Origin of the sequence: Acrocarpospora sp. B8E8 (genome assembly GCF_039871605.1) — a bacterium.
Classification (GTDB): domain Bacteria; phylum Actinomycetota; class Actinomycetes; order Streptosporangiales; family Streptosporangiaceae; genus Acrocarpospora; species Acrocarpospora macrocephala.
On record NZ_JBDPLV010000049.1, the window covers coordinates 22,348 to 42,944 of the forward strand.

The 20,597-nt window shown below is 69.2% G+C and carries 18 protein-coding genes; 2 read left to right on the forward strand and 16 right to left on the reverse strand.

Annotation, left to right across the window (positions count from 1 at the left end; genetic code table 11):
* Positions 1-2: 2 nt before the first annotated feature.
* From ABGB08_RS36270 to ABGB08_RS36290, 5 genes are all read right to left on the reverse strand, one after another.
* Positions 3-1,439: a GH1 family beta-glucosidase gene (locus ABGB08_RS36270; RefSeq protein ID WP_347600105.1), complete on the reverse strand. Its 1,437-nt coding sequence runs from the start codon at positions 1,437-1,439 to the stop codon at positions 3-5.
* An 82-nt stretch (positions 1,440-1,521) separates the two neighbouring features.
* A complete protein-coding gene (locus ABGB08_RS36275; RefSeq protein ID WP_347600108.1) occupies positions 1,522-2,406 on the reverse strand; it encodes a carbohydrate ABC transporter permease in 885 nt (294 codons plus the stop codon).
* Positions 2,403-3,377 carry a sugar ABC transporter permease gene (locus ABGB08_RS36280; protein ID WP_347600111.1) on the reverse strand — a complete coding sequence of 325 codons (975 nt, stop codon included), beginning with the start codon at positions 3,375-3,377 and terminating at the stop codon, positions 2,403-2,405. The genes ABGB08_RS36275 and ABGB08_RS36280 overlap by 4 nt, the downstream gene beginning before the upstream one ends.
* 121 nt (positions 3,378-3,498) lie before the next feature.
* A complete protein-coding gene (locus tag ABGB08_RS36285) occupies positions 3,499-4,842 on the reverse strand; it encodes an extracellular solute-binding protein (protein WP_347600113.1) in 1,344 nt (447 codons plus the stop codon).
* Positions 4,843-5,141: 299 nt separating this feature from the next.
* Positions 5,142-6,569 (reverse strand): sulfatase, encoded by a 1,428-nt coding sequence (locus tag ABGB08_RS36290; RefSeq protein ID WP_347600116.1) that lies wholly within the window; start codon positions 6,567-6,569, stop codon positions 5,142-5,144.
* 141 nt (positions 6,570-6,710) lie between these two features.
* Here ABGB08_RS36290 and ABGB08_RS36295 point away from each other — a divergent pair, with 141 nt between their 5' ends.
* Positions 6,711-7,682, forward strand: coding sequence for a hypothetical protein (locus ABGB08_RS36295; protein ID WP_347600119.1), 972 nt, complete (start codon positions 6,711-6,713; stop codon positions 7,680-7,682).
* Complete coding sequence (locus ABGB08_RS36300) at positions 7,679-8,950, forward strand: DUF6716 putative glycosyltransferase (RefSeq protein ID WP_347600122.1); 1,272 nt, start codon at positions 7,679-7,681, stop codon at positions 8,948-8,950. Before ABGB08_RS36295 ends, ABGB08_RS36300 begins: the two co-directional genes overlap by 4 nt.
* A gap of 405 nt (positions 8,951-9,355) precedes the next feature.
* On the opposite strand, the gene ABGB08_RS36305 is transcribed toward ABGB08_RS36300, so the two are convergent.
* The 11 genes from ABGB08_RS36305 to ABGB08_RS36355 form a co-directional block, all read right to left on the reverse strand.
* Positions 9,356-10,645: a CHAP domain-containing protein gene (locus ABGB08_RS36305; RefSeq protein WP_347600125.1), complete on the reverse strand. Its 1,290-nt coding sequence runs from the start codon at positions 10,643-10,645 to the stop codon at positions 9,356-9,358.
* Positions 10,646-10,756: 111 nt separating this feature from the next.
* The gene (locus ABGB08_RS36310; protein WP_155354158.1) at positions 10,757-11,512 is read right to left on the reverse strand and encodes a pirin-like bicupin family protein; all 756 of its coding nucleotides are present in this window, start codon (positions 11,510-11,512) and stop codon (positions 10,757-10,759) included.
* Between the two features lie 172 nt (positions 11,513-11,684).
* Positions 11,685-12,023, reverse strand: a complete 339-nt coding sequence (locus tag ABGB08_RS36315; protein WP_347600129.1) for an XRE family transcriptional regulator — start codon at positions 12,021-12,023, stop codon at positions 11,685-11,687.
* The gene (locus ABGB08_RS36320) at positions 12,020-12,397 is read right to left on the reverse strand and encodes a type II toxin-antitoxin system RelE/ParE family toxin (protein ID WP_347600132.1); all 378 of its coding nucleotides are present in this window, start codon (positions 12,395-12,397) and stop codon (positions 12,020-12,022) included. The genes ABGB08_RS36315 and ABGB08_RS36320 overlap by 4 nt, the downstream gene beginning before the upstream one ends.
* 70 nt (positions 12,398-12,467) lie before the next feature.
* Positions 12,468-13,694 (reverse strand): polysialyltransferase family glycosyltransferase, encoded by a 1,227-nt coding sequence (locus ABGB08_RS36325; protein WP_347600135.1) that lies wholly within the window; start codon positions 13,692-13,694, stop codon positions 12,468-12,470.
* Positions 13,691-14,614 (reverse strand): glycosyltransferase family 2 protein, encoded by a 924-nt coding sequence (locus tag ABGB08_RS36330; RefSeq protein WP_155346465.1) that lies wholly within the window; start codon positions 14,612-14,614, stop codon positions 13,691-13,693. Before ABGB08_RS36330 ends, ABGB08_RS36325 begins: the two co-directional genes overlap by 4 nt.
* 31 nt (positions 14,615-14,645) lie before the next feature.
* Complete coding sequence (locus ABGB08_RS36335) at positions 14,646-16,709, reverse strand: N-acetylneuraminate synthase family protein (RefSeq protein ID WP_347600139.1); 2,064 nt, start codon at positions 16,707-16,709, stop codon at positions 14,646-14,648.
* Positions 16,710-17,380: 671 nt separating this feature from the next.
* A complete protein-coding gene (locus ABGB08_RS36340; RefSeq protein ID WP_347600142.1) occupies positions 17,381-18,496 on the reverse strand; it encodes an LLM class flavin-dependent oxidoreductase in 1,116 nt (371 codons plus the stop codon).
* Positions 18,493-19,467 (reverse strand): ABC transporter substrate-binding protein, encoded by a 975-nt coding sequence (locus tag ABGB08_RS36345; protein WP_347600144.1) that lies wholly within the window; start codon positions 19,465-19,467, stop codon positions 18,493-18,495. Before ABGB08_RS36345 ends, ABGB08_RS36340 begins: the two co-directional genes overlap by 4 nt.
* The gene (locus tag ABGB08_RS36350; protein WP_347600147.1) at positions 19,464-19,790 is read right to left on the reverse strand and encodes an ATP-binding cassette domain-containing protein; all 327 of its coding nucleotides are present in this window, start codon (positions 19,788-19,790) and stop codon (positions 19,464-19,466) included. The genes ABGB08_RS36345 and ABGB08_RS36350 overlap by 4 nt, the downstream gene beginning before the upstream one ends.
* Complete coding sequence (locus tag ABGB08_RS36355) at positions 19,766-20,590, reverse strand: ABC transporter permease (RefSeq protein WP_347600150.1); 825 nt, start codon at positions 20,588-20,590, stop codon at positions 19,766-19,768. Before ABGB08_RS36355 ends, ABGB08_RS36350 begins: the two co-directional genes overlap by 25 nt.
* Positions 20,591-20,597: the final 7 nt, after the last annotated feature.

Below are 20,597 nucleotides of genomic sequence, written 5' to 3' on the forward strand. Positions count from 1 at the left end.
GCCTATTCTGCCGGACCCCGAAGGCCTCCGTGCCGGATGGTCTCGGCGTACCAGAGAGCGCTATCTTTCAGGATCCTCGTCTGTGCTGAATAGTCCACATAGACCAGCCCGAACCGCTTGCCGTAGCCCCAGGCCCATTCGAAGTTGTCCATGAGGGACCAGGCGAAGTAGCCCTGCAGGGGCACGCCACCCTCGATGGCCTGGTGACAAACGCGCAGGTGGGTCTCGATGAAGGCGCGCCGCTCCACGTCGTGGACGGCGCCGTCCTCGGTCAGGACGTCGTCGTAGGCGGCGCCGTTCTCTGAAATGTACAGAGGGATGGCGGGGTACTCGCGGGCCAGCCGGGTGAGCACCTCGTACAGACCGGTCCCGTCCACCTCCCATCCCATGGACGTCACCGGGCGGCCCCCGTTGACGAAACCGATGTGCTCGCTGCCGACCCAGGGTGATCCGGAGTCGGTGGGCGCGGCGGCGGCCGACTGGGCTCCGCCGGGCGCGCCGGACACCGTGAACCGGCTGTAGTAGTTGATCAGCAGCATGTCCAGCGGCGCCGCGATCACCGCCAGGTCGCCGTCCTCGATGAACTCTGGGCCGGTCAGGTGGCTCAGGTCCGCCAGCACGTCGTCCGGGTAGCGGCCGTGCATGATCGCGTCCAGGAAGAAGCGGTTCTGCAGGCCGTCGATGCGGCGGGCCGCGTCCTGGTCGGCCTCGCTCTCGGTGGCCGGGGTGACGGCGTACAGGTTGACGCAGCCGCCGATCCTGGAGTCGGCGTGCTGGGCGCGCATCGCCTGCACGGCCAGGCCGTGGGCCAGGTTGAGGTGGTGCGCGGCGTGGATCGCCAGGGCGGGCTCACGCCGTCCCGGTGCGTGCTCCCCCGAGGCGTACCCCAGGTACGCCGCGCACCACGGCTCGTTGACGGTGCTCCAGTTCTGCACCCGGTCGCCGAGCGCCCCGTGCACCACCGTCGCGTAGTCCGCGAAGCGCTTCGACGTGTCACGTGACGGCCACCCGCCCGCGTCTTCGAGCGCCTGCGGCAGGTCCCAGTGGTAGAGCGTTATCCACGGGTCGATCCCGTAGCTGAGCAGCTCGTCCACCAGGTTCTTGTAGAAGTCCAGGCCCTTGGTGTTGATCGCGCCGCTGCCGAGCGGCTGGATCCGGGGCCAGGACACCGAGAACCGGTACGCGGACAGACCGAGGTCGGCCATCAGGCGCACGTCGTCCCGGTAGCGGTTGTAGTGGTCGATGGCGACGTCGGCGTGCTCGCCGTTGACCACGTGGCCGGGCTGGCTGACGAAAGTGTCCCAGATCGACCGGCCGCGGCCGTCGGTGCTGACCGCGCCCTCGATCTGGTACGCCGAGGTGGCCGAACCCCAGACGAATCCGGTGGGGAACACCAGACCCGGGGCCTCGAGCTGGGTGTCTGTCTTCTGGGTGGTCACGCGTCCTCCTCCTTCGCCGGCCGTGTGACCGAAGCGCTTGATGGGCGACCTGATGAGTAGTGAATGGTTTCCGATCGCGGGCTCACTCCTTGACCGCGCCTTCCATGAGTCCGCCGATGATCTGGCGGCCGAAGAGGACGAAGACGAGCAGGAGCGGGATGATCGAGATCGTGGTGCCCGCGAAGATGAGCACGTAATTGGTGGAGTATCGGTCATTCAGCGCCCGGAGCGCGACCTGCACGGTCGGGTTGTCCGGGGTCAGGATGATCAGCGGCCAGAGGAACTCGTTCCAGATCAGCATGAAGGTCTGGATGGCGAGCACCGCCATGCCGGGCCGGACCGCCGGAACCGCGACGTTCCACCAGATCCTGATCGTGTTGGCGCCGTCCACCCGGGCCGCCTCGACCAGCTCCCGCGGCACCGCCTGCCGGGTGTACTGGGTCATCAGGAAGACGCCGAACCCGTTCACCAGGAACGGGAGGATGACCGCCTTGAGGGTGTTCGTCCAGCCCAGCGTGACCATCATCTGGTACAGCGGGACGATGCCCATCTGCTGCAGGGGGACCATCATGGTCAGCACGACCGACAGCAGCAGCAGGTTGCGGCCGCGGAAGTTGAGCGAGGCGAACGCGAAACCGGCCAGCGTCGAGATCACCACGATGCCTGCCGTGACCGTGGACGCGATGATGATCGAGTTGATGATGCCGGTCATGAAGTGGGCGTTCTCGGCGTCGAAGACCGCCTGGATGTTCTCGCCCAGGTTGCCGCCCGGCAGGAACGGCGGCGGCACGCTGTGCGCGTCCTCGTTGCTGCGGGTGGCGATGATGATCATCCAGTAGATCGGGAAGATCGACAGGAAGATCGCCAGGGCCAGCATGGCCCTGGTGAACGGGGTGGCCCGGAACGGGTCGAGCCGGGCGCTGCCCGCGCGGGAGGCCCTCGGCCGGGTCTGCGTCAGCGTGGTCATCGTGATCTCCCGAGGCCGCGGACGAGCGCGAAGTTGATCAAAGCGGAGATCAGGATCAGCAGGAACAGGATCCAGGCCGCCGCCGCGGCGTAGCCGTACTGGAAGTCACGGAAACCCTCCTTGACGATGAACATGGCCACCGTCTGGAACTGGCCCGTGGTGCCGCCGGTCATGAGCCCGGCGCCGAACATCACCGGCTCGGCGAACAGGGTGAAGCCGCCGATGGTGGAGACGATCACGGTGAAGATGATCGTGGGCTTGAGCAGGGGGACGGTGATCCCCCAGAACTGGCGCCGGGGGCTGGCGCCGTCGATCGCGGCCGCCTCGTACAGGTCCTTGGGGATGGTCTGCATGGCGGCCAGGTAGATGATCGCGTTGTAGCCGGTCCAGCGCCAGTCCACCATCGTGGCGATCGCGACCCAGGACGTCCATTTCTCGTTCTGCCAGTGGATGGCGTCCACCCCGAACAGGCTGAGCAGCCAGTTGACCAGGCCGTAGTCGCGCCCGTACAGCTGGGTGAAGACGACCGCCACCGCGACCACCGAGGTGATCAGCGGCGCGAGCACGCTCAGCCGCAGCACCAGCCGGCCACGCAGCTTCTTGTTCAGCGCGTTGGCCAGCAGCAGCGCGAGCAGCAGCTGCGGCACCGTGGCGATCAGGAAGATGCCCACGGTGTTGACGACGGAGTTCCAGAACTTGTCGTCGGCGAGGAGCTCGGTGTAGTTCTCCATGCCGATGAAGGTCTTGTCGCCGGCGAGCTGCCAGTCGTGCAGGGAGACCCAGAGCGTGAAGATCAGCGGGAAGATGCCGAAGATCGCGAAGAGCACGAAGTACGGGGAGACGAAGAAATAGGGCGCTGCCCGCAGGTCCAGCCAGGACAACAGCCGCCGGGGTCCCGGCGGCCGGGCGTGCCGCCGTTGGTTCGACGGCAGCGTGCGGGTCCTATGGCCCGCGTCGACGTCGAGGCTCATCACGGAAACCTTTCGTGGAAGGAGCGGCCAGCGGGCGGGGGTCCGCTCTGGCCGCTCTTGAGTCGAGACGACCGGCCCGCCCGCGGGCGGCGGGGGGCCGGTGACGTTCGCGGCCGGGGGATCAGCCCGCGGCCTTGACGCCCTCCTCCACGAACCGGGTCCAGGCGTCGGCCCACTTGACCGAACCCTGGTCAGCGCCCACGAGGACCTCCTCCACGGCGGCCTTCACCTGGGCGTGCTTCTCACCGAAGAACACCGGCGACAGCTGCGCGACCGAGGCGGCGAAGATCGGCCCGCTCGGCGCGTCGTTGAAGTAGGGGTTCTTGGCGTCCGCGACGGCCGGGTCCTGCTGCGCGGGAAGGCTGCTCGGGAAGTTGCCGCCCTCCTTGAAGGCCGCGACCTGGCCGTCCTTGCCGGTCAGGTAGTTGAGGACCTCGGCGGCCTCCTTCGGGTGCTTGCTCTGCGACGGGACCATCAGCCAGGAGCCGCCCCAGTTGCCGCTGGCGCCGGGAACGGCCGCGACGTCCCAGTTGCCCTTGTTGGCGTCGCCGGAGGTGCCGGAGATGACGCCGAGCATCCAGCTCGGGCAGCCCATGGTGGCGAAGCCGCCCTTCTGCATGGCGGTGTTCCACTCCTCCGTCCAGGAGCGCAGCTTGGCCGTCAGACCGGCCGTGCTGAGCGTCTGCACGTAGTCGAACGCCGCCTTGACGCCCGGGTTCTTGTCGACGATGAGCGTCTGGTTCTGGTCGAAGTAGACCTGGCCGCCGTTCTTGCCGGCCTCCTGCGCGAGGACGGAGTTGTAGACGGTGTTGGCGCCGTCCACGAAGCCGACCTTGGGCAGCGCGGCCTTGAACTTCTTGCCGGTCTCCAGGTACGCGTTCCAGTCCGGCCAGAGGGCGGAGACCTCGTCGCGGCCGGTGGGCAGGCCGGCCTGCTTGAACAGGTCGGTCCGGTAGCACATGGCCATGCCGCCGATGTCGGTGCCGAGCGCGTAGAGCTTGCCGTCCTTGTTGACGCCGGTGTTCCACTTGTACTCGGGGAAGTCGGCCTTGCGGCTGTCCAGGCCGTACTGGGACAGGTCGGCGAAGTACTGCGGGCGGGCCGACATGAGGCCCATCGCGCCCTCGTCCATGGCGATGACGTCGCCGGCGCCGCTGCCGGCCTCCAGCCACTGCAGCACCTGCGGCAGGTAGGTGTCCTCGAAGCGGTCGGTCAGGTTGACGTACTTGACCTGGATGTTGGGGTGGCTGGCGTTCCAGGCCGCGACCGCGTCGTCGTACGCGAAGTTCTCACCGCCGCCGAAGGTCTGGAGCGTGATCTCGACCTTCTCCGCCGGTGCCGACGCGGCGCCGCTGGCTCCGGCGGCGGGCGCCGGGTCGTCCGAACCGCAGGCGGCGGCCGACAAGGCAAGAGCGCCAACCGCGACGGCCGCGAGCAGCCTGCCGCGGCGCGTGTTGTTCATCATTCCGGACCCCTCTCAGGTGGTTCCCGAATCTCGTTTGGGGGGCAGCTCCCGGACCAGTCCCCGACGACATGGCCCTGCGTTGAGTCTGCGTTGGGAGCGCTCCCACGAAGAGTCCACTATACGCAATGTCAGCGTCAATATGCCGAAACCTAACTGTTACTCCTGGACAGGTTGTGCAGTCAGATTCCGGCATTTCATGACATAAGCCGCATGTAGGCATTTGGGAGCGCTCCCGTGCGCGTTCCAGGCTGCTACTCTCCGTGACACGCGCAGCTCCGCCATCCAGGCGAGGAGACGGGCTAGGAGGCCTCCGGCAGGGCTGCGTCGGCCACGCGGCAGCCGGCGCCCTGGCACCACCGCAGGGCGGCCAGGCGGCTGGACAGGTGGGCGATCAGCGCGGGATCCGCGCCGGCGACGAGGTTGTGGAGCTGGTTCGGGTCGGCGGCGAGGTCGTAGAGCTGACTCTCGCCGGTCTCGTACTCGACGTAGCTGTGCCGCGCCGTCCGCAGCGCCTGGTAAGTCGGCTGCGACCCGGTGGCGTAATCCGGCCGCACGAACTCCACCAGGACGGCGTCGCGCCAGCTCACCGGTCGGCCCCGCAGGATCGGCACCAGCGAGCGCCCCTCGCAGAAGCCGGGCAGGCGGGCTCCGGCGAGCTCGGCGAAGGTGGGGCCGAAGTCCACGCTGGAGCCGAGCACGTCGGTGCTGCGACCGGCCGCGACGCCGGGGCCGCGCACGATCATCGGCACCCGGATGTCCTCCTCGAAGGGCGTCGTCTTGCCGGGCCTGAGCCGGTGCTGGCCGAGATGGAAGCCGTTGTCGGAGGTGAAGAACAGGTAGGTGCTGGCGAGCTTGCCGGTCCGGGTGAGCTCCGCCACCAGGTCGCCCACCAGGTCGTCCACGCCGAGCATGGCGCGCAGGCGGTCGCGGTACTGGCGGTCGATGGAGTCGATCGCGCTCTCCGACAGCGGTTTGCGCTTGCGCAGCCAGGCGGGCTCGGCGGAGACGTCATGCTGGTCGAAGGCGGGCGTGCGCGGGGCCCGCGCGCCGGGGAACGCCTTCTCGTGGCGGGGGGCGTGGTTGGCGGGGCGGTGCGGGGCGACGGGGGACAGGTAGAGGAAGAACGGGTCGTCCTGGGCGGCGAAGTCGACGGCCTTTCGGGCCAGCACGTCGGTCAGGTAGTCCTCGGGCGCGTAGCCGTGACCGGCCAGCCTGCCGTTGTCGTTGAGCAGGTAGCCGTACTCCTCGTAGAGGCGGGTGACCGGGACCACCCACTCGTCCCAGCCGGGAGGGATGTAGGTGGGGTGGACCCCGTCTGGGTACTGATTGAGGTACTTGCCCATCAGTGCGGTGCGGTATCCGGCGTCCTGCATCCAGGTCCCGAGCGTCGAGCCCTCCATGGCATGAAATTTCGGGAAACCGCCGGTCGGGTAGCGGTTGGAGGTCACACCATGGCTGTGCACGTACTGCGACCGGAGGATCGACGAGCGGGACGGGCAGCACCACGAGTTGGCCACGAAGAATCGTGAGAAAGTCGTGCCCTGCCGCATGAGCAAAGATGAAATATTCGGAAACTTCCATAGGTCGTTGGTATCGAGATCATCGGTCAAGATGAAGATGATGTTCGGCTTGCCCGCCGTCTCCGGCAGCGGCGACCTCTCCGCGAGCGCGGGAAACGCCGAACCCAGCAACGCCACCACAGCCACCCAGACCCACCATTTACTCATGGAGCAGATCATTGCCGGGCTGCCACCTGCGGAAACGTCCCGGAGCTCACAGGGGGTGAAGATCGTGGCAGTTGTCCCGTGGGCGGCTGTTCACCGGTTGTTCCCTGTTCCGTCGCATCTGACGGCTACGGTGAGCCCGTCGTGAAAGGGTCCTCGGAGAGTTCGGACGGCCAGGCCGTCGCGTGGGTGGAATCCCCCTTACAGCTGCTGTGCGTGATCGAGGCACAGCATGCCGGTCTGCTCGGCCCGGCCACCACGGTCGTGCCGCGCTCGGGGCTGCCCGCGTTGCGCCGTACCCGCGCCGAGATGACCCGCCTCGACCTCCCGCCGGGACTGGAACTGGCCGAGCCCGCGGCGCGCATGCCCAAGCCCGGCAGGACCTGGGTGTTCGGTGACGCCTTCTCCGGCCGGGTGCAGCTCAACCTGCTCACCTCGGCCCCCCGCCGGGTCGTCCTGGTCGACGACGGGCTGGCCACGATCCGGCTGCTCGAGCTGCTGGTCGCCCGCCGCCCGCTGCTGCGCGCCCGGGTCAAATCCGGCCTGGCCCGCTCGATCCTCGGCGCCGCCGCCGGGCTGCGCCTGCGCGGCGGCAGGCTCTCGGTCTTCACCGCGCTCCCGGTTCCGGACGCGCTGGCCGAGGCCGTCCGGGCCCGCGGCGCCGAACTGGTGCGGCATGACTTCACCTGGCTGCGCTCCCAGCCCGGCGACGTCCCCCCCGACGAGCGGACCGTCGTGCTCGGCACCTCGCTGGTGCGCAACGGACTGATCCACCGGGACGCGTACGTGAAGTGGCTGGCCGCCATCGACGAACCGGTCGCGTACTACCCGCACCGCCGCGAGGACCCCCGCGACCTGGAACGGGTCCGGCGCATCTCCGGCGTCACCGTGTACGAGACCGGCGCGCCCGCCGAGATGACGCTGCGCGGCCTGCGCCCGGACCAGCGGGTGCTCAGCCTGCCGTCCACGGCCGTCACCTCGCTGCGCATCCTGCTGCGGGCCCGCGGCGTCTCGATCGAGACCGTCGAGGTCCCCGACGACTGGTGGACGGCCTCCGCCGGTCCGTCCCTGCGTTCCCACCTCCAACTCTTCGCCCATGAAAGGGTTGCTCCTTGACCCGCGCCACCCCTGACCGCCTGCTCGTCCCGGTCCCCCTGCGCGTGCTCGCCGTCGCCGACTCTGACTCCTACCTGAAATGGGCGGCGGGCCTGCTCGACGCCGCGCCCCAGGGCTGGACCACGGAACTGGCGGTCGTCCGCACCCCGATCACCCCGTCGCCCGGGCAGATCGCGGCGGCCGTGAGCGGCACCCGCTTCGACGCGGCACGGTCACCCGTGCAATCGCCGGACGAGGAGGGGCCGACGCAGGTGCTCGGCGCCCGCGGCCTGCGCAAGGCGGCCGAGCGGTTCCGTCCCGACGTGGTACTGCTGGCCTGCACGGGACCGGTGGTGGACGCGCTGGCCGCCGAGGTGCTGGCCGGGCTGAAGCCGCGGCCGGTGTTCGCGACCGGGCTGCCCGGGATCTCGGTGCCCGCGACCGAGAAGGCCTGGCTGTTCCGCAGCGGCTGCGACCTGTTCATCCTGCACAGCGGCCGTGAGGTGGGGGAGTTCACCGAGCTGGCGGGGGAGCTGGGCGGGGGCGGGGAGATCGCGCTGGCGCGCCTGCCGTACCTGGATCTGGGGAGCCGGGGGAGCGGCGATCGGGTGATCTTCGCGACCCAGGCCAAGGTCCCGGCCAAGCGAGAAGATCGCGAGAACATCCTGCTCGCGCTGCAGTCGCTCGCCGACGCCCGGCCCGAGCTCGACATCGTGGTCAAGCTCCGGGCCCGCGACGACGAGCGCCAGACCCACAACGAGCGCCACCACTACGAACGCCTCTGGACCACGATGGCCGCCGACGGCCGGGTCCGGGCCGGGGCGGTCCGCTTCGAGGCCGGCCCCATGCACGAGCACCTGGCCCGCGCGGGCGGATTCGTGACGGTCAGCTCGACCGCCGCCCTGGAGGCCATCGCTCAGGACGTCCCGCTGCTGATCCTGTCCGACTTCGGCGTCAGCGCCGAAATGATCAACCTCGTCTTCGAGGGCAGCGGCACCCTCGGCACGCTCGACGACCTGGCCAAAGCCGACTTCCGCACCCCCGCCCCCGACTGGTGCCAGGCCAACTACTTCCACGACGCCGCCACCAGCGACTGGATCCCCCGCCTCTCCGCCCTCGTCGTCGCCGCCCGCGAGGGCTCCCTCACCCCGGCCCGCTCCCTCCTCGACGGCCCCGCCCACGCTTCCGCCCGCCGCCGCGCCCGCCTCCGCATCGAAATCCCCCCGCGTGTCCTCAGGTACGGCTACCGCACCAAACGCCGAATCCGCCGCTACCTGAAACCCTTCTGAGGCGTTTATCAAATCGACCCCCGACGTCCTCACCCGGCTGGCCGAAAACCGGCCGGGTGGTGAGGTTGGGCGGCCGGTTGGCCATTCAGGTAACTAAAATGAATCAGGCGCTATGGAGTCGAAGCTCCGAATCCACGGCACGGTTTCCAGGGCCTGTTTCGTAATAGGATGCTGAAGGGTTTCTAGTATTGGTTCTCCGGCTGCCTGCTCCGTGTGATCTAAGTCGAAGTCATTCCCGCCTCGGCGGGGTTGGTTGCTCCTGGCGGCCTGCAAGAATATCTCTGCATTTGCGCGCGTTTCTCTTATGTGGAGGCTGTCTACCTGCCATAACGTGAGCGTTCGCGAGAATATCTCATGCATGATCCATTCAATTTTGACCATTTTTTACTATGCGGGCAAGACCGCTCAGAAGTAGCCAGCGAAGCCCTTGGCGGCGGGGGCGGTGGGGGCGTTGCCGAACGAGTGGGTGGTGCCGGTTTTCGTGATGATCGTGTAGCCATTGGCGGTGTGGGTGATGTCTGCGGCTTCCGGTGATCCGGTGGGCAGGTCGCCCAGGTGTTTCGCGTCGCCGAAGGCGTAGACGTGGCCGGTTTTGTCGAGGAGGACGTAGCCCTTGCCGGTGGGTGTCGCGGACATGGCGACGATCGCGGCGTCGAAGGTGGTGGCGTTGCCGTGCCAGGGGGCCGTGCCGTGGATCTGGCCGGCGGAGGTCAGGAGCCAGTAGCCGTCTTTGGTTGCTTCTATGTCGATAAATCGGCCTGAATAGCCTTCTGGGCTGCGGGTTGGCTCCTTGCCCGGGGCGAAAACGCGGCCGAGAGCGTCGGTCAGCAGGAGGCCGTCGTCCGTGGTCGTGATCGCCGTGATGTCGGCCTTGATCGTGGGGTACGGCTTCGCGTCGCCGTACGGGAAGAGTTGGCCGGTCGAACTGGCCAGCCAGTAGCCGTTGCCCGTGGGGGTCACGGCGGCGTCGACGATTCGTCCGGTCACGGTGGTCGGCGCGCCGTGGGGGAGTGGGCCGCCGAAAGCCTGGCCTGTCGAGGTCACCGACAGGAGGGTGGTTCCGATGGGGTGGATGCCGCCGCCGTTGACGACCTCTTCGTAGGTGGGGGCGCCGCCGCCGTACGACAGGATGCCGATGTTCGCGGGGGAGCGGACCACGCCCGCGACGCTGTAGGAGGCCCAGAAGCTGTCGAGGACGCCGCCGTGCCAGCGCATCGGGTTTCGGACGACCTTCGAGTTCTGGCCGACGGTCATCACGCTGCGGGTGCCGTCCCGATTGGGGGTGACGGATTCGACGATCACGACGTGGCCGGCCTGGCCGGTGCGGTTCATGACGATCATGTCGCCGGGGACGATGTCGGTGATCGCGCCGTTGGGCTGGGGCGCCATCCGCAGCGCCGACGCCTTGGTGAAGATGTGCGAGGCGATGCCGACTCCGGCGAAGATGCCCTTGTGCCAGCCGCGCCGCTGGTAGAAGCGCTGGGCCAGCTCCACGCACTGCCACCAGTTGGACGAGACGCCGCCCACGTGCGGCTGGCCGGCGCAGGTCCGCGCGGTGCTGCTCGCGCAGACCGGCACCCCGCCCCCGGCGAACCAGGCGGTCCCGGCCATCCGGAGCGGCGCTCCGGCGGATGCCTCCGCCGGGCCGCCCGCCAGCAGACCCAGAACCATTCCCGCCGTGATGATCTTCCGCAAGGCTCGTCCTTCCGTCGCGAATGCCATCCGGAAGCTTGCCGATAAAGCAGAAGAATCGCCGCGTTAATGCCCTTTAGGTATGCGTCTCAGTTAATTTGGTTATGTCGTAATTCAGGCGGCGAGGGTGGCGTGCATCTCCCAGACCAGGATCTCGGCCGGGTCGATCGCGGTCACCCGCTGGCCGCCGGTCGCCGTGAACCGGACCGCGTCGCCCTCGCCGAGCGCGCCCGCGCCTTCGAGGGTGACCGAGCCGCGCGGGACGAACAGGTGCAGGAACGGCGCTTCGGGCAGGTCCACCGAGTCGCCGGGCTCCAGGCGCGCGACGTGCAGGGCCGCGTACTTGTTCTTGATCCGGATCGCGGCGTCATGGCCGGGCATGCCCGAAGCGACGATCGCGAGCTTGCCGCGCAGCAGGGCGTCGTCGAGTTCCAGCTGCTCGTAGCCAGGGGCGATCCGAGCCTCGTCAGGAACCACCCACATCTGGACGAAATGCACAGGCTCCTCGTGCTTCGCGCCCTCCAGACGCCAGGAGTCGTTCTTCTCCGAGTGCAGGATGCCCGTTCCCGCGCTCATCCGCTGGGCCAGGCCCGGGTAGATCACACCGGAGTGCCCTTCGGAGTCCTGGTGCACCAGCGAGCCGCGCAGCACCCAGGTGACGATCTCCATGTCCTGGTGCGGGTGGGTCTCAAAGCCCATCCCCGGAGTGACGATGTCGTCGTTGTTGACCAGCAGCAGGCCGTGGTGCGTGTTGCGGGGATCGTGATGGTGCCCGAAAGAGAAGGAATGCTTGGAGTCGAGCCAGCCGATCCGCGTCTTGTACCGATCGCCCGCCCGCCGGACGTCCATACCGGGCGTCACCGTGACCATCGTGTGCCTCCAGTCCGAGTTGGTTGAAAAGTTAACCACTCTCGGACTGGGGATGTTCCCGGCCTACCGGCCGCAGGGCAGGGTGGGGCAGGTTGGGGACTCCAGGCGGCGGCGCTTGAAATATCGGGCCGTTGGATTCCAGGTAGACGCGCAACCGAACCGTCGATGTCGATCAGGCGATCTTGTATTCCGTGTCGCCGAAGTCTGCGATCACCCGCATTTTGCCGCCGAGGGCTTCCACATAAGCACGCAGGGTGGACACCTCGACTCGATCCAGCTCACCGTGCTCGATGGCTGACACCCGAGGCCCGGAGACCCCCATGGCCGCCGCCACGTCACGCTGGGTCAAATCCTGTTCCCGGCGGATCTCCGCTAGCCGGTAGGCGCGGATCTCAGCCGCCATCCGCCCCATCGCGGCGTCCTTCTCCGCCTGCGAGCGCACCGGCAACCCGGCCGCCTTCCGCCGCTCGTGCGCCTTACGCTTGACCTCGTCCCAGCCGACCGCGCTCATTCGTACTCCCTGGTATGCAATTCCGCCACGTGCTGGGCGAGTCGTTTCTCGGCGAGTGGGATGTTGACTTCGTACCAGTGACTCCAGTCGCCCGCCTTGTCGCCGGCGACAAGGAGTACCGCGCGACGGATCGGGTCGAAGGTGAAGATTATCCGTATCTCACTCCGCCCCGATGATCCCGGGCGAAGCTCCTTCAGGTGATGGTTCGTCGAACCTTTGAGCCGGTCCGCGTATGGCCGACCTAGCGTAGGTCCGACGTGAGCGAGCATATCGATCGCGTCCTCAACCAGCTCAGCGCTCTCCCAATCCTCCTCGCACAATCTCTCGAACCACTCGCCGACCTCCGCCACGAGAACGATTTCCCATCCAGCCACCAGCGTAACTTAACACTGATGTTAAGTATAGGCCGGGAGAACAGCGTAGCCGAGGACCCCGCGCTGATCCCTATCGGCCGCGGATCAGGGAGCGGAGGCGGGAGCGGGGCTGGGTGGGGAGGTTGAGGGATTCCAGGCGGCGGCGTTTGAAGTAGCGGATGGGGCCGTTGGATTCCAGGTAGGACTGGGCGGGTTCGCGGAGTTCGGGGTGGGCGGTGGGCTGCATGCAGTACGCGACCGCGTTGATCAGGCCGGGGAGGTCGACCTTGGGTGGGTCGGTGAGGGAGCCGTCGGTGTCGAGGCGGGGGAAGGTGGCGTCGGCGATGGTGACCGGGACGCGGTTGCTGTTCTCGTATGGGGTGAGGCGTTCCAGGAGGAGTTCGGTGCCCATCGTGGCCACGGGCAGGCCGAAGAAGAGTCTGGCCGTGGTCAGGGCCGTGGAGAAGCAGCTGACCACGAGCTTCGGCCGTACCGCCGCGAAAAGGGCCTCGGCGGGGGTGCCCTCGGCGGGAAAGGTGAGCCGGGCGCCCAGGTCGGCGGCGAGGCGGCGCAGTTCGCGGCCCTGGCGGTGGCGGGCGGCCGGGTGCGGCTGGAAGATCACCTCGCGGTGGCCGCGGGCGACGACGGCGCGCAGCATCCCGGCGTGCAGCTGGTTCTCCTCGTCCTCGGTGAGGATGCCCAGGGACGAGAGGTACTGGCCGAGGATGATCGCCTCGCCGTAGACCGCCGGGGTCTCGATCTTGGGGAAGTATTCGGCGGGGATGGTCTCGGCGGGCACGCCGTACTCGCTGAGCAGGAGCGGGGCGACGCCGGGGACCAGGCCGAGGTGGATCAGGCGGGTGACCCGGGAGGAGATCTCGCCGGGCAGCAGGTCGCGGGTCGGGCTGTGCGCCATCAGGCCGTCGGAGTAGACCGTGATCGGGCAGTCCTTGAACAGGCCCGGCAGGCTGCGCGCGGGCGGCACGATCACCGACTCCAGCACGAGTTCCCGCAGGTCCGTGACGCCGAGGTGGGACAGCAGCAGGCGGCCCAGCATCGGGACCTCGATCGTGCGGGCCTTCCACTCCGACGGGTGCAGCGGCGCGATGATCTCGTTCCACGAGTGCACCTCGTCGAAGCGGTCCCGCAGGGTGGCGAAGGCCGGCGTCTCGTCCAGGCCGAGCGAGATCTCCGGGATGTCCGCGTTGTTGGTCACGATCAGCACTCGCCGCCCGGACGGGCCGAACGCGCCGGAATCGATCGCGGCCGCGAGTGTCATCGCGCCGAACAGGCGGGAGGCGTGGAACACCGTCGTCATGTGGGCCTCAGCAGGGCGCGGCGGTCAGGGTCCAGGCTGCCGAGCGCGTCGGCCACCAGGTCGGCGGGCAGTCCCGCCAGAGTCGCCGCGCCGCGCTCGGCGAAACGTGCCGCGGTGTCTGGAGTGAGACGGTCGCTCATCTCCAGGTGGTTGGCGAGCAACGCGCAGAACGTCCGGACCGCCTTCGCCCGGAACGGATCCTCGACCTCGGCCAGGACCAGGTCGAAGGCGTCGAAGAAGTGCAGCTGGCGCTCGTCGCCGATCCGGGTCAGCGACTGCGGCAGGCCGCGCCGGTAGAACACGCCCGACAGCGAGACCACCGCGAACGACTTGGCCCGCTGGTGCAGCCGCCAGATCCACGGCCGGTCCTCGGCGGTGTGCAGGCCGTCCGGGAAGGCGAGCAGGTCGCCGAGCTCGCGGCGGTAGATGCCCGCCCACGCGTACGGATAGTCGACCATGGTCTTCGCGGCCGTCGGCAGGATCGCGTCCCGCGGATCCAGGACCACGTCACGGCGGGCCTCCGGAGCGCGATGCGGCTCCCGCTTGCGGCCGTCCGACTGGACGTGGTCGACCCGGACGAAATCGCAGCCGAGGCCGTCAATCGCGGCGACCAGCGCCACCAGGTAGCCGCGCCCGATCCAGTCGTCCCCGTCCAGGAACGTCACATACCGCCCGGACGCCAGCTTCAGCCCCGCGTTCCGCGCGCTCGCCAGCCCGGCCGCCTCGGCATGCCTGATCACGTGCAGCGCGGGCAGCTCGTCCCGGAACTCGGCCACGATCTCGCCGGTCGCGTCCGCGGAGCCGTCGTCGACGACGATCACCTCGAAGTCCGCGCGCGCGTTGCGCGCCAGTGAGGTCAGGGCGTCCGCGATGTACGGCTCGCCGTCCCGCACCGGCACGATGACCGACAGCGTGATCAAGATCCTCCTCCGAGGGCTCGGGCGGTCCGGGTCAGACCGTCACGCGGCGCAGGCGGGCCCGGGGGGCCTCCTCGCCGGGGAAGACCCGCTTGACGCCGTCGCCCAGCGCCGACTCGATGATCCGGATGTCCCGGACCAGGTGCTCGAGGCCGCTCGGCTCCAGCGAGGCCGCGTGGTCGGAACCCCACATCGTGCGGTCCAGGGTGATGTGGCGCTCCACCGTGACCGCGCCCAGCGTAACCGCCGCGAGCGAGATCTGCAGGCCGCGCTCGTGGCCGGAATAGCCGACGGGCACGCCGTACCGGTCCTGGAGGGTGACGATCGTGCGGAGGTTGGCCTCCTCCGGCGGCAGCGGGTACGTCGAGGTGGCGTGCATCATCACGAGCTTCGACGTGCCGAGGATCTCCACCGCCTTGTCGATCTCCTCCAGCGTGGACATGCCGGTGGACAGGATGATCGGCTTGCCGGTGGCGGCCAGCGCGCGCAGCAGCTCGTGGTCGGTCACCGAGGCCGAGGCCACCTTGTGGGTGACCACGTCCATCTCCTCCAGGAACTGCACCGACGGCACGTCCCACGGGGAGGCGAACCAGTCGATGCCGCGCTCCTCGCAGTACTTGGCGATCTGGGTGTACTCGTCGCGGCCGAACTCGGTGCGGATCTTGTACTCCAGGTACGTCATCTCGCCCCACGGCGTCTGCCGCATCTGCCCGCGCTGCTCCGGCGGCACGCAGATCTCCGGGGTGCGCTTCTGGAACTTGACCGCCTGGCAGCCCGCCTCCACGGCCACGTCGATCAGGCGGCGGGCGATGTCCACGTCGCCGTTGTGGTTGATGCCGATCTCGCCGATCACGTACACCGGGTGGCCCGGGCCGAGCAGGGCGTCGCCGATCCGTACGCTGGGGGTCTGAGCCGGACGGGGACGGAAGGTCAGCGGGCTCAGCGGCGGCTGCTCCGTCTCCGCCAGCGGCGGGCGGGCCGCCAGCACCCGGTCGCAGAGCTCGCGGACCGCGCCCGCGCCTCCCGAGTGGGTGAGTACGACCCGGGCGGCGGCCCGCACCCGCGGATGCGCGTCCGGCACCGCGACCGGCCAGCCCACCAGCTGCATGCAGGCCAGGTCGTTCAGGTCGTTGCCGACATAGGCCACCCGCTCCGGGTCCAGGCCCTCGATGGCCAGCCAGTCCCGCAGCGCCGTCTGCTTGGTGTTCAGCCCCTGCAGCACCGGCACGCCCAGCTTGCGCGCCCGGGCGGCCACCACCGGGTTCTGCTCGGTCGACAGCACCAGCAGCTTGACCCCCGACCGCTTGAGCAGCGCCACGCCCATGCCGTCCGACCGGCTCACCGCGACCATCTCCCGGCCTTCGGAGTCCACGTAGGCCCGGTCGTCGGTGTGCACCCCGTCGAAGTCGGTGATCACCGCGTCCACGTCGATCGGCTGCGGCTCGTCCACGAACGGCGCCAGCGCCCGCACGATCTCCAGATCCTCGGGCGTGTCCACCTCGACCGCGTGCCGGGCCGGGACCGGCTGCACGGCCACGATGCCGAAGAACCGGTGCCCGCGCTCGCGCAGCCCCGCCGTCCGCATCACGTAGAACGCGCCGGTCTCCCGGTAGTGCGGGTCGCGGTCCTGGCGGCGCGGCCGGTGCGCCGGGTCGTGATTGATCCCGTCGCCGTCGATGTTCCAGATGAACTCGTAGGTCTCCATACCCGAGAAGACCACGTCGGCCTCGCCGTCGAGCACCTTCGTGATGGCGGCGTCCAGGTCCTTGGGGTCGATGAAGGCGCTGGTGCACTGCACCAGGATCACGATCTCCGGCTCCTCGCCGAGCGCGTCCAGCACGTGCAGCACCGCCGACTCGCTCGACGCCGTCCCGCCGCTCAGATCCGCCGGCCGCGGCACCACCCGCGCCCCCGCCAGCTCGGCCGCGTCCGCGATCCCCGCGTGATCGGTGCTCACCACGACCGTGTCGACCAGCTCCGCGCGCACGCACGTCGCCACCGCCCGGGACACCAGCGGCGTCCCGCCCACGCGCTCCAGGTTCTTCAGCGGAACCCCCACCGAACCTCCACGGGCAGGAACAACGGCAAGCACTCGCACGGGACACTCCTCTTACCTGCGACAACATGCCCCGAGCCCGGGGGTGCCTGGAAACCTAGCCATGAGGGTGTCCCACAAGGGGATGAGCAGCTGAACGGCCAGGGGCATAAATCTGAACATTCCGTGCCGCCGGATGGACCACTACCCCCCTCATCTGGAGCGGAAGTGGTTCTGGTTGCCTCCGTGGCCCGGCGGATTGAATAGAGGTAAGCGAGCGTCATTTCGCCACCACCAACCAAGCTTGAGCTGCCGGTTCCCACCGCTCCGCTCTGCAAGACGCCCGTCCGGAGAAGCCCCCGTATCGTCCGGACGGGCCGCCCCCGATGGTGATCCTCTCACCGCCCCAAATCGGGGGCCCTAGACCCTCGCCAGAGGGGTCGCAGGCCCGCCGGGCTCAGCCGGCGGGCCTGCCGTGTTCACGACCGAGTCACCGCGAATTCGTCCCCCGGCCAGCGCGGGAACGCCGTGTAACTTTCATTGGGCCCGATACGATTTTAGTTTGTTTAATTGACATACATAAGTGGCTTGTTTAGCGTGGCTCGTGGTTGGGTTCGGTCCGGGTTAGCTGACCCGGAAGGGACCTGGGAGCGCCATCGCCACCGGGCGGGGGCACGCGTCGTGGCCCGCCCGGTGGGTCCTTTTCTGCAAGGTCAGCGTGTGATCAGCGGGAGTTACGCCGCTTTGGGGAGTACGCCGCGATGGCGGAGTTCGGGGAGCACGCCTTCGCCGAACCAGTAGGCCTCCTCCAGGTGCGGGTAGCCGGACAGGACGAATTCCTCGATGCCGAGCGCGGTGTACTCCTCGATCAGGTCGGCGACCTCGGCGTGGCTGCCCACGAGGGCGGTTCCGGCGCCGCCGCGGACCAGGCCGACGCCCGCCCACAGGCCGGGATGGACCTCCAGGTCTCTGGCCGTTCCGCCCTGGAATCCGGCGTGCAGGGCCAGCATGCGCTGCTGGCCCACCGACGCGCTCTGCCCGAGCAGCTTCCTGGCCTTGGCGATGTCCTCGGGCGGGATGCGGTCCAGCAGGCGCCCCGCCTCGGCCCAGGCCTCGGCGGAGGTGTCCCGCGTGATCACGTGCAACCGGATCCCGAACCGCAGCGTACGCCCCTGCTCGGCGGCCAGCCCGCGAACCCAGGCCACCTTCTCGGCCACTGCGGCGGGCGGCTCGCCCCAGGTCAGGTAGACGTCCACGTGCTTGGCCGCTACCGTCCCCGCGGCCGCGGAGGAACCGCCGAAATACAGCTCGGGCAGCGGGTCGGGCCGCTCGGCCACGGTGGCGTCCTCGACGTCGTAGTAGTCGCCGGCGAAGTCGTACCCGCGGTTCCAGGCGCCCTTGACGATGGAGAGGAACTCGTCGGTCCTGGCATATCGCTCGTCCTTGCCGAGGTGGTCGCCGAAGCGGCGCTGCTCGGCGTCCTCGCCGCCGGTGACGATGTTGAGCAGCAGCCGCCCGCCGGAGATCCGCTGGTACGTCGCGGCCATCTGGGCCGCCAGCGTGGGGGAGAGCAGGCCGGGCCGGAAGGCGACCAGGAACTTGAGCTTGGTGGTCACCTGGGTGAGGGCCGCGGTGACCAGCCAGGCGTCCTCGCAGTAGGTGCCGGTCGGGGTGAGCACCGCCTCGAAGCCGAGCTGCTCGGCCGAGCGGGCGATCTGCCCGAGATAGTCGATCGTGGGCGGCCGGTATTCGGACCGGCCGTGCACGCGGGAGAGGCCGTGGCCGCCGCCGACGATCGAGCGGCCGTCGCCCGTGGTGGGCAGGAACCAGTGGAATCGCGGCGCGTTCATTGGGCGCTCACCACGTCGTTGAAGCGCTGGTCGACGAAGTCGGCGAATTTCAGGCTGCCCGGGATCAGGCCTTCCGCGCTGAACGCGTCGGCCATCTGCTGCTCGGAGGTCACCACGGCGTCGTCGATCAGGATCGGGGTGGCCACCGCGTTGTCCACGGCCGCGTCGGCGACCTCCTGCGGCAGGCCGGTCTCCTGCGCCCACACCTTCGCCCACTCGGCCTTGTGGTTCACCGACCAGGCGCGCGCCTTGGCCAGCCGGGTCAGGAAGTCGCGCAGCGCGGCCTCCTTGCCGTCCACCGCCGAAGGGGCGGCCACCTGGAAGTTGAGCCCGTTGACATAGCCTTCGCCGTTCACAAGCAGCCGGGCCTTGTGCTGGATGGAGGCCTGGGAGGTGAAGGGGTCCCAGATCGCCCAGGCGTCGACCGTGCCGCCGGAGAACGCGGCCAGCGCGTCGGCGGGCTGGAGGTATTGGGGCTGGATGTCGGCGAAGGTCAGGCCTTCCTTCTTCAGGACCGACAGCAGGTGGTAGTGGGCGGAGCTGCCCTTGGCGACCGCGACCTTCTTGCCCTTGAGCTGGGCGGGCGCGGTGATCGGCGAGGCGTCGGGCACCACGATGGCGGCGGCGGCCAGATTCTGCCGGTACGCGGCGACCACCTTGATCTTGGACCCCGCGGCGGCGGCGAACACCGGCGGGGTGTTGCCGACCCCGCCCACGTCGACCGCGCCCGCGTTGACGGCCTCCAGCAGCGGCGGCCCGGAGGTGAACTGGGACCAGGTGATCGTGTAGTCGGTGCCGTCCAGCAGGCCCGCGGCCTTCAGGAACGCCTGCGAGCCCGCCTTCTGGTCGCCGACGCGGAGCGTGACCTTCGCGGGCTGGCCGGTCGTGGCGGGGTCCTCGGAGCCGCAGGCCGTACCGGCGGCGGCGGTGAGGAGGAGGACGGCGAGGAGCCGGCGGGCGGTGCTGATCATGACCTTCCTTCGGGTGCGACGCCGAGCGCGGTGAGCAGGTCGGCGCGGAGTGTGATGAGCTCGGGGTTGTCCCGGTGCCGGGGCTCCTGGAACGCCACCGCGACCGAATCGGTGACCGAGAGCTCCCCGCTGACCTCCCGGTCCAGGCCCGCCAGGGCGCGCAGCAGGGTGGACTTGCCCGAGCCGCTGCGGCCGAGCAGGGCGATGAACTCGCCGGAGTCGATCTCCAGGTCGAGCGCGTCGAGCACGACCCGCTCGCCGAACGCCCGGGTCAGGTCCCGTACGGAGGCCACCGCCTTCACCCCAGGAAGCCGCGCCGCCATGACAGGGCCCTCCTCTCCAGCAGTCGGACGAGGGCGTCGGTGAGCAGGCCGAGCGCGCTGTAGACGAGCAGACCGACCACGATCACGTCGGTGCGCAGGAACTCCCGGGCGTCGTTGATCATGTATCCGAGCCCGGCGGTGGCGTTGACCTGCTCGGCCACGATGAGCGCCAGCCAGGCCACGCCCAGGCTCTGCCGCAACCCGACGAGCGTCTGGGGGAGCGCGCCCGGCAGCACGATGTGCCGGATCAGCGCGGCTCGCCCGAGTTTCAGGGTGTGGGCGACCTCGGCGAGCTTGCCGTCCACGCCGCGGATGCCGGCGAAGGTGTTGAGGTAGAGCGGGAAGGACACGGCCAGGGCGACCAGCAGGACCTTCGGGGTCTCGCCGATCCCGAACCAGAGGATGAACAGCGGGATCAGCCCGAAGAACGGCAGCGCCCGCAACATCTGCATGAGCGGGTCGACCGCGTTCTCGCCCGGCCGGCTCAGCCCGGCGACCAGGGCCAGCAGGATCCCGGCCGCCGCGCCCGCCGCGAACCCGAGCAGCACGCGCTGCAGCGACACGCCGACGGCCGTCGGCAGGACCCCCGACTGGACCAGGTCGGCGGCCGTGGCGGCGATGGTGGCGGGCGCCGCCAGCAGCCGCGGCGGCAATAATCCGGTGCTGCTGGCGACCTGCCAGATGACGATGACCGCGACCGGGCTGAGCCAGCGTTGCCAGGCTTTCCCGGACGTCCGGGACGGCCGGGGCCGGGAACGCGGCCGGGCGTCGGCCGGAGCCTCCAGTTCGATGACGGACATAGGCAAA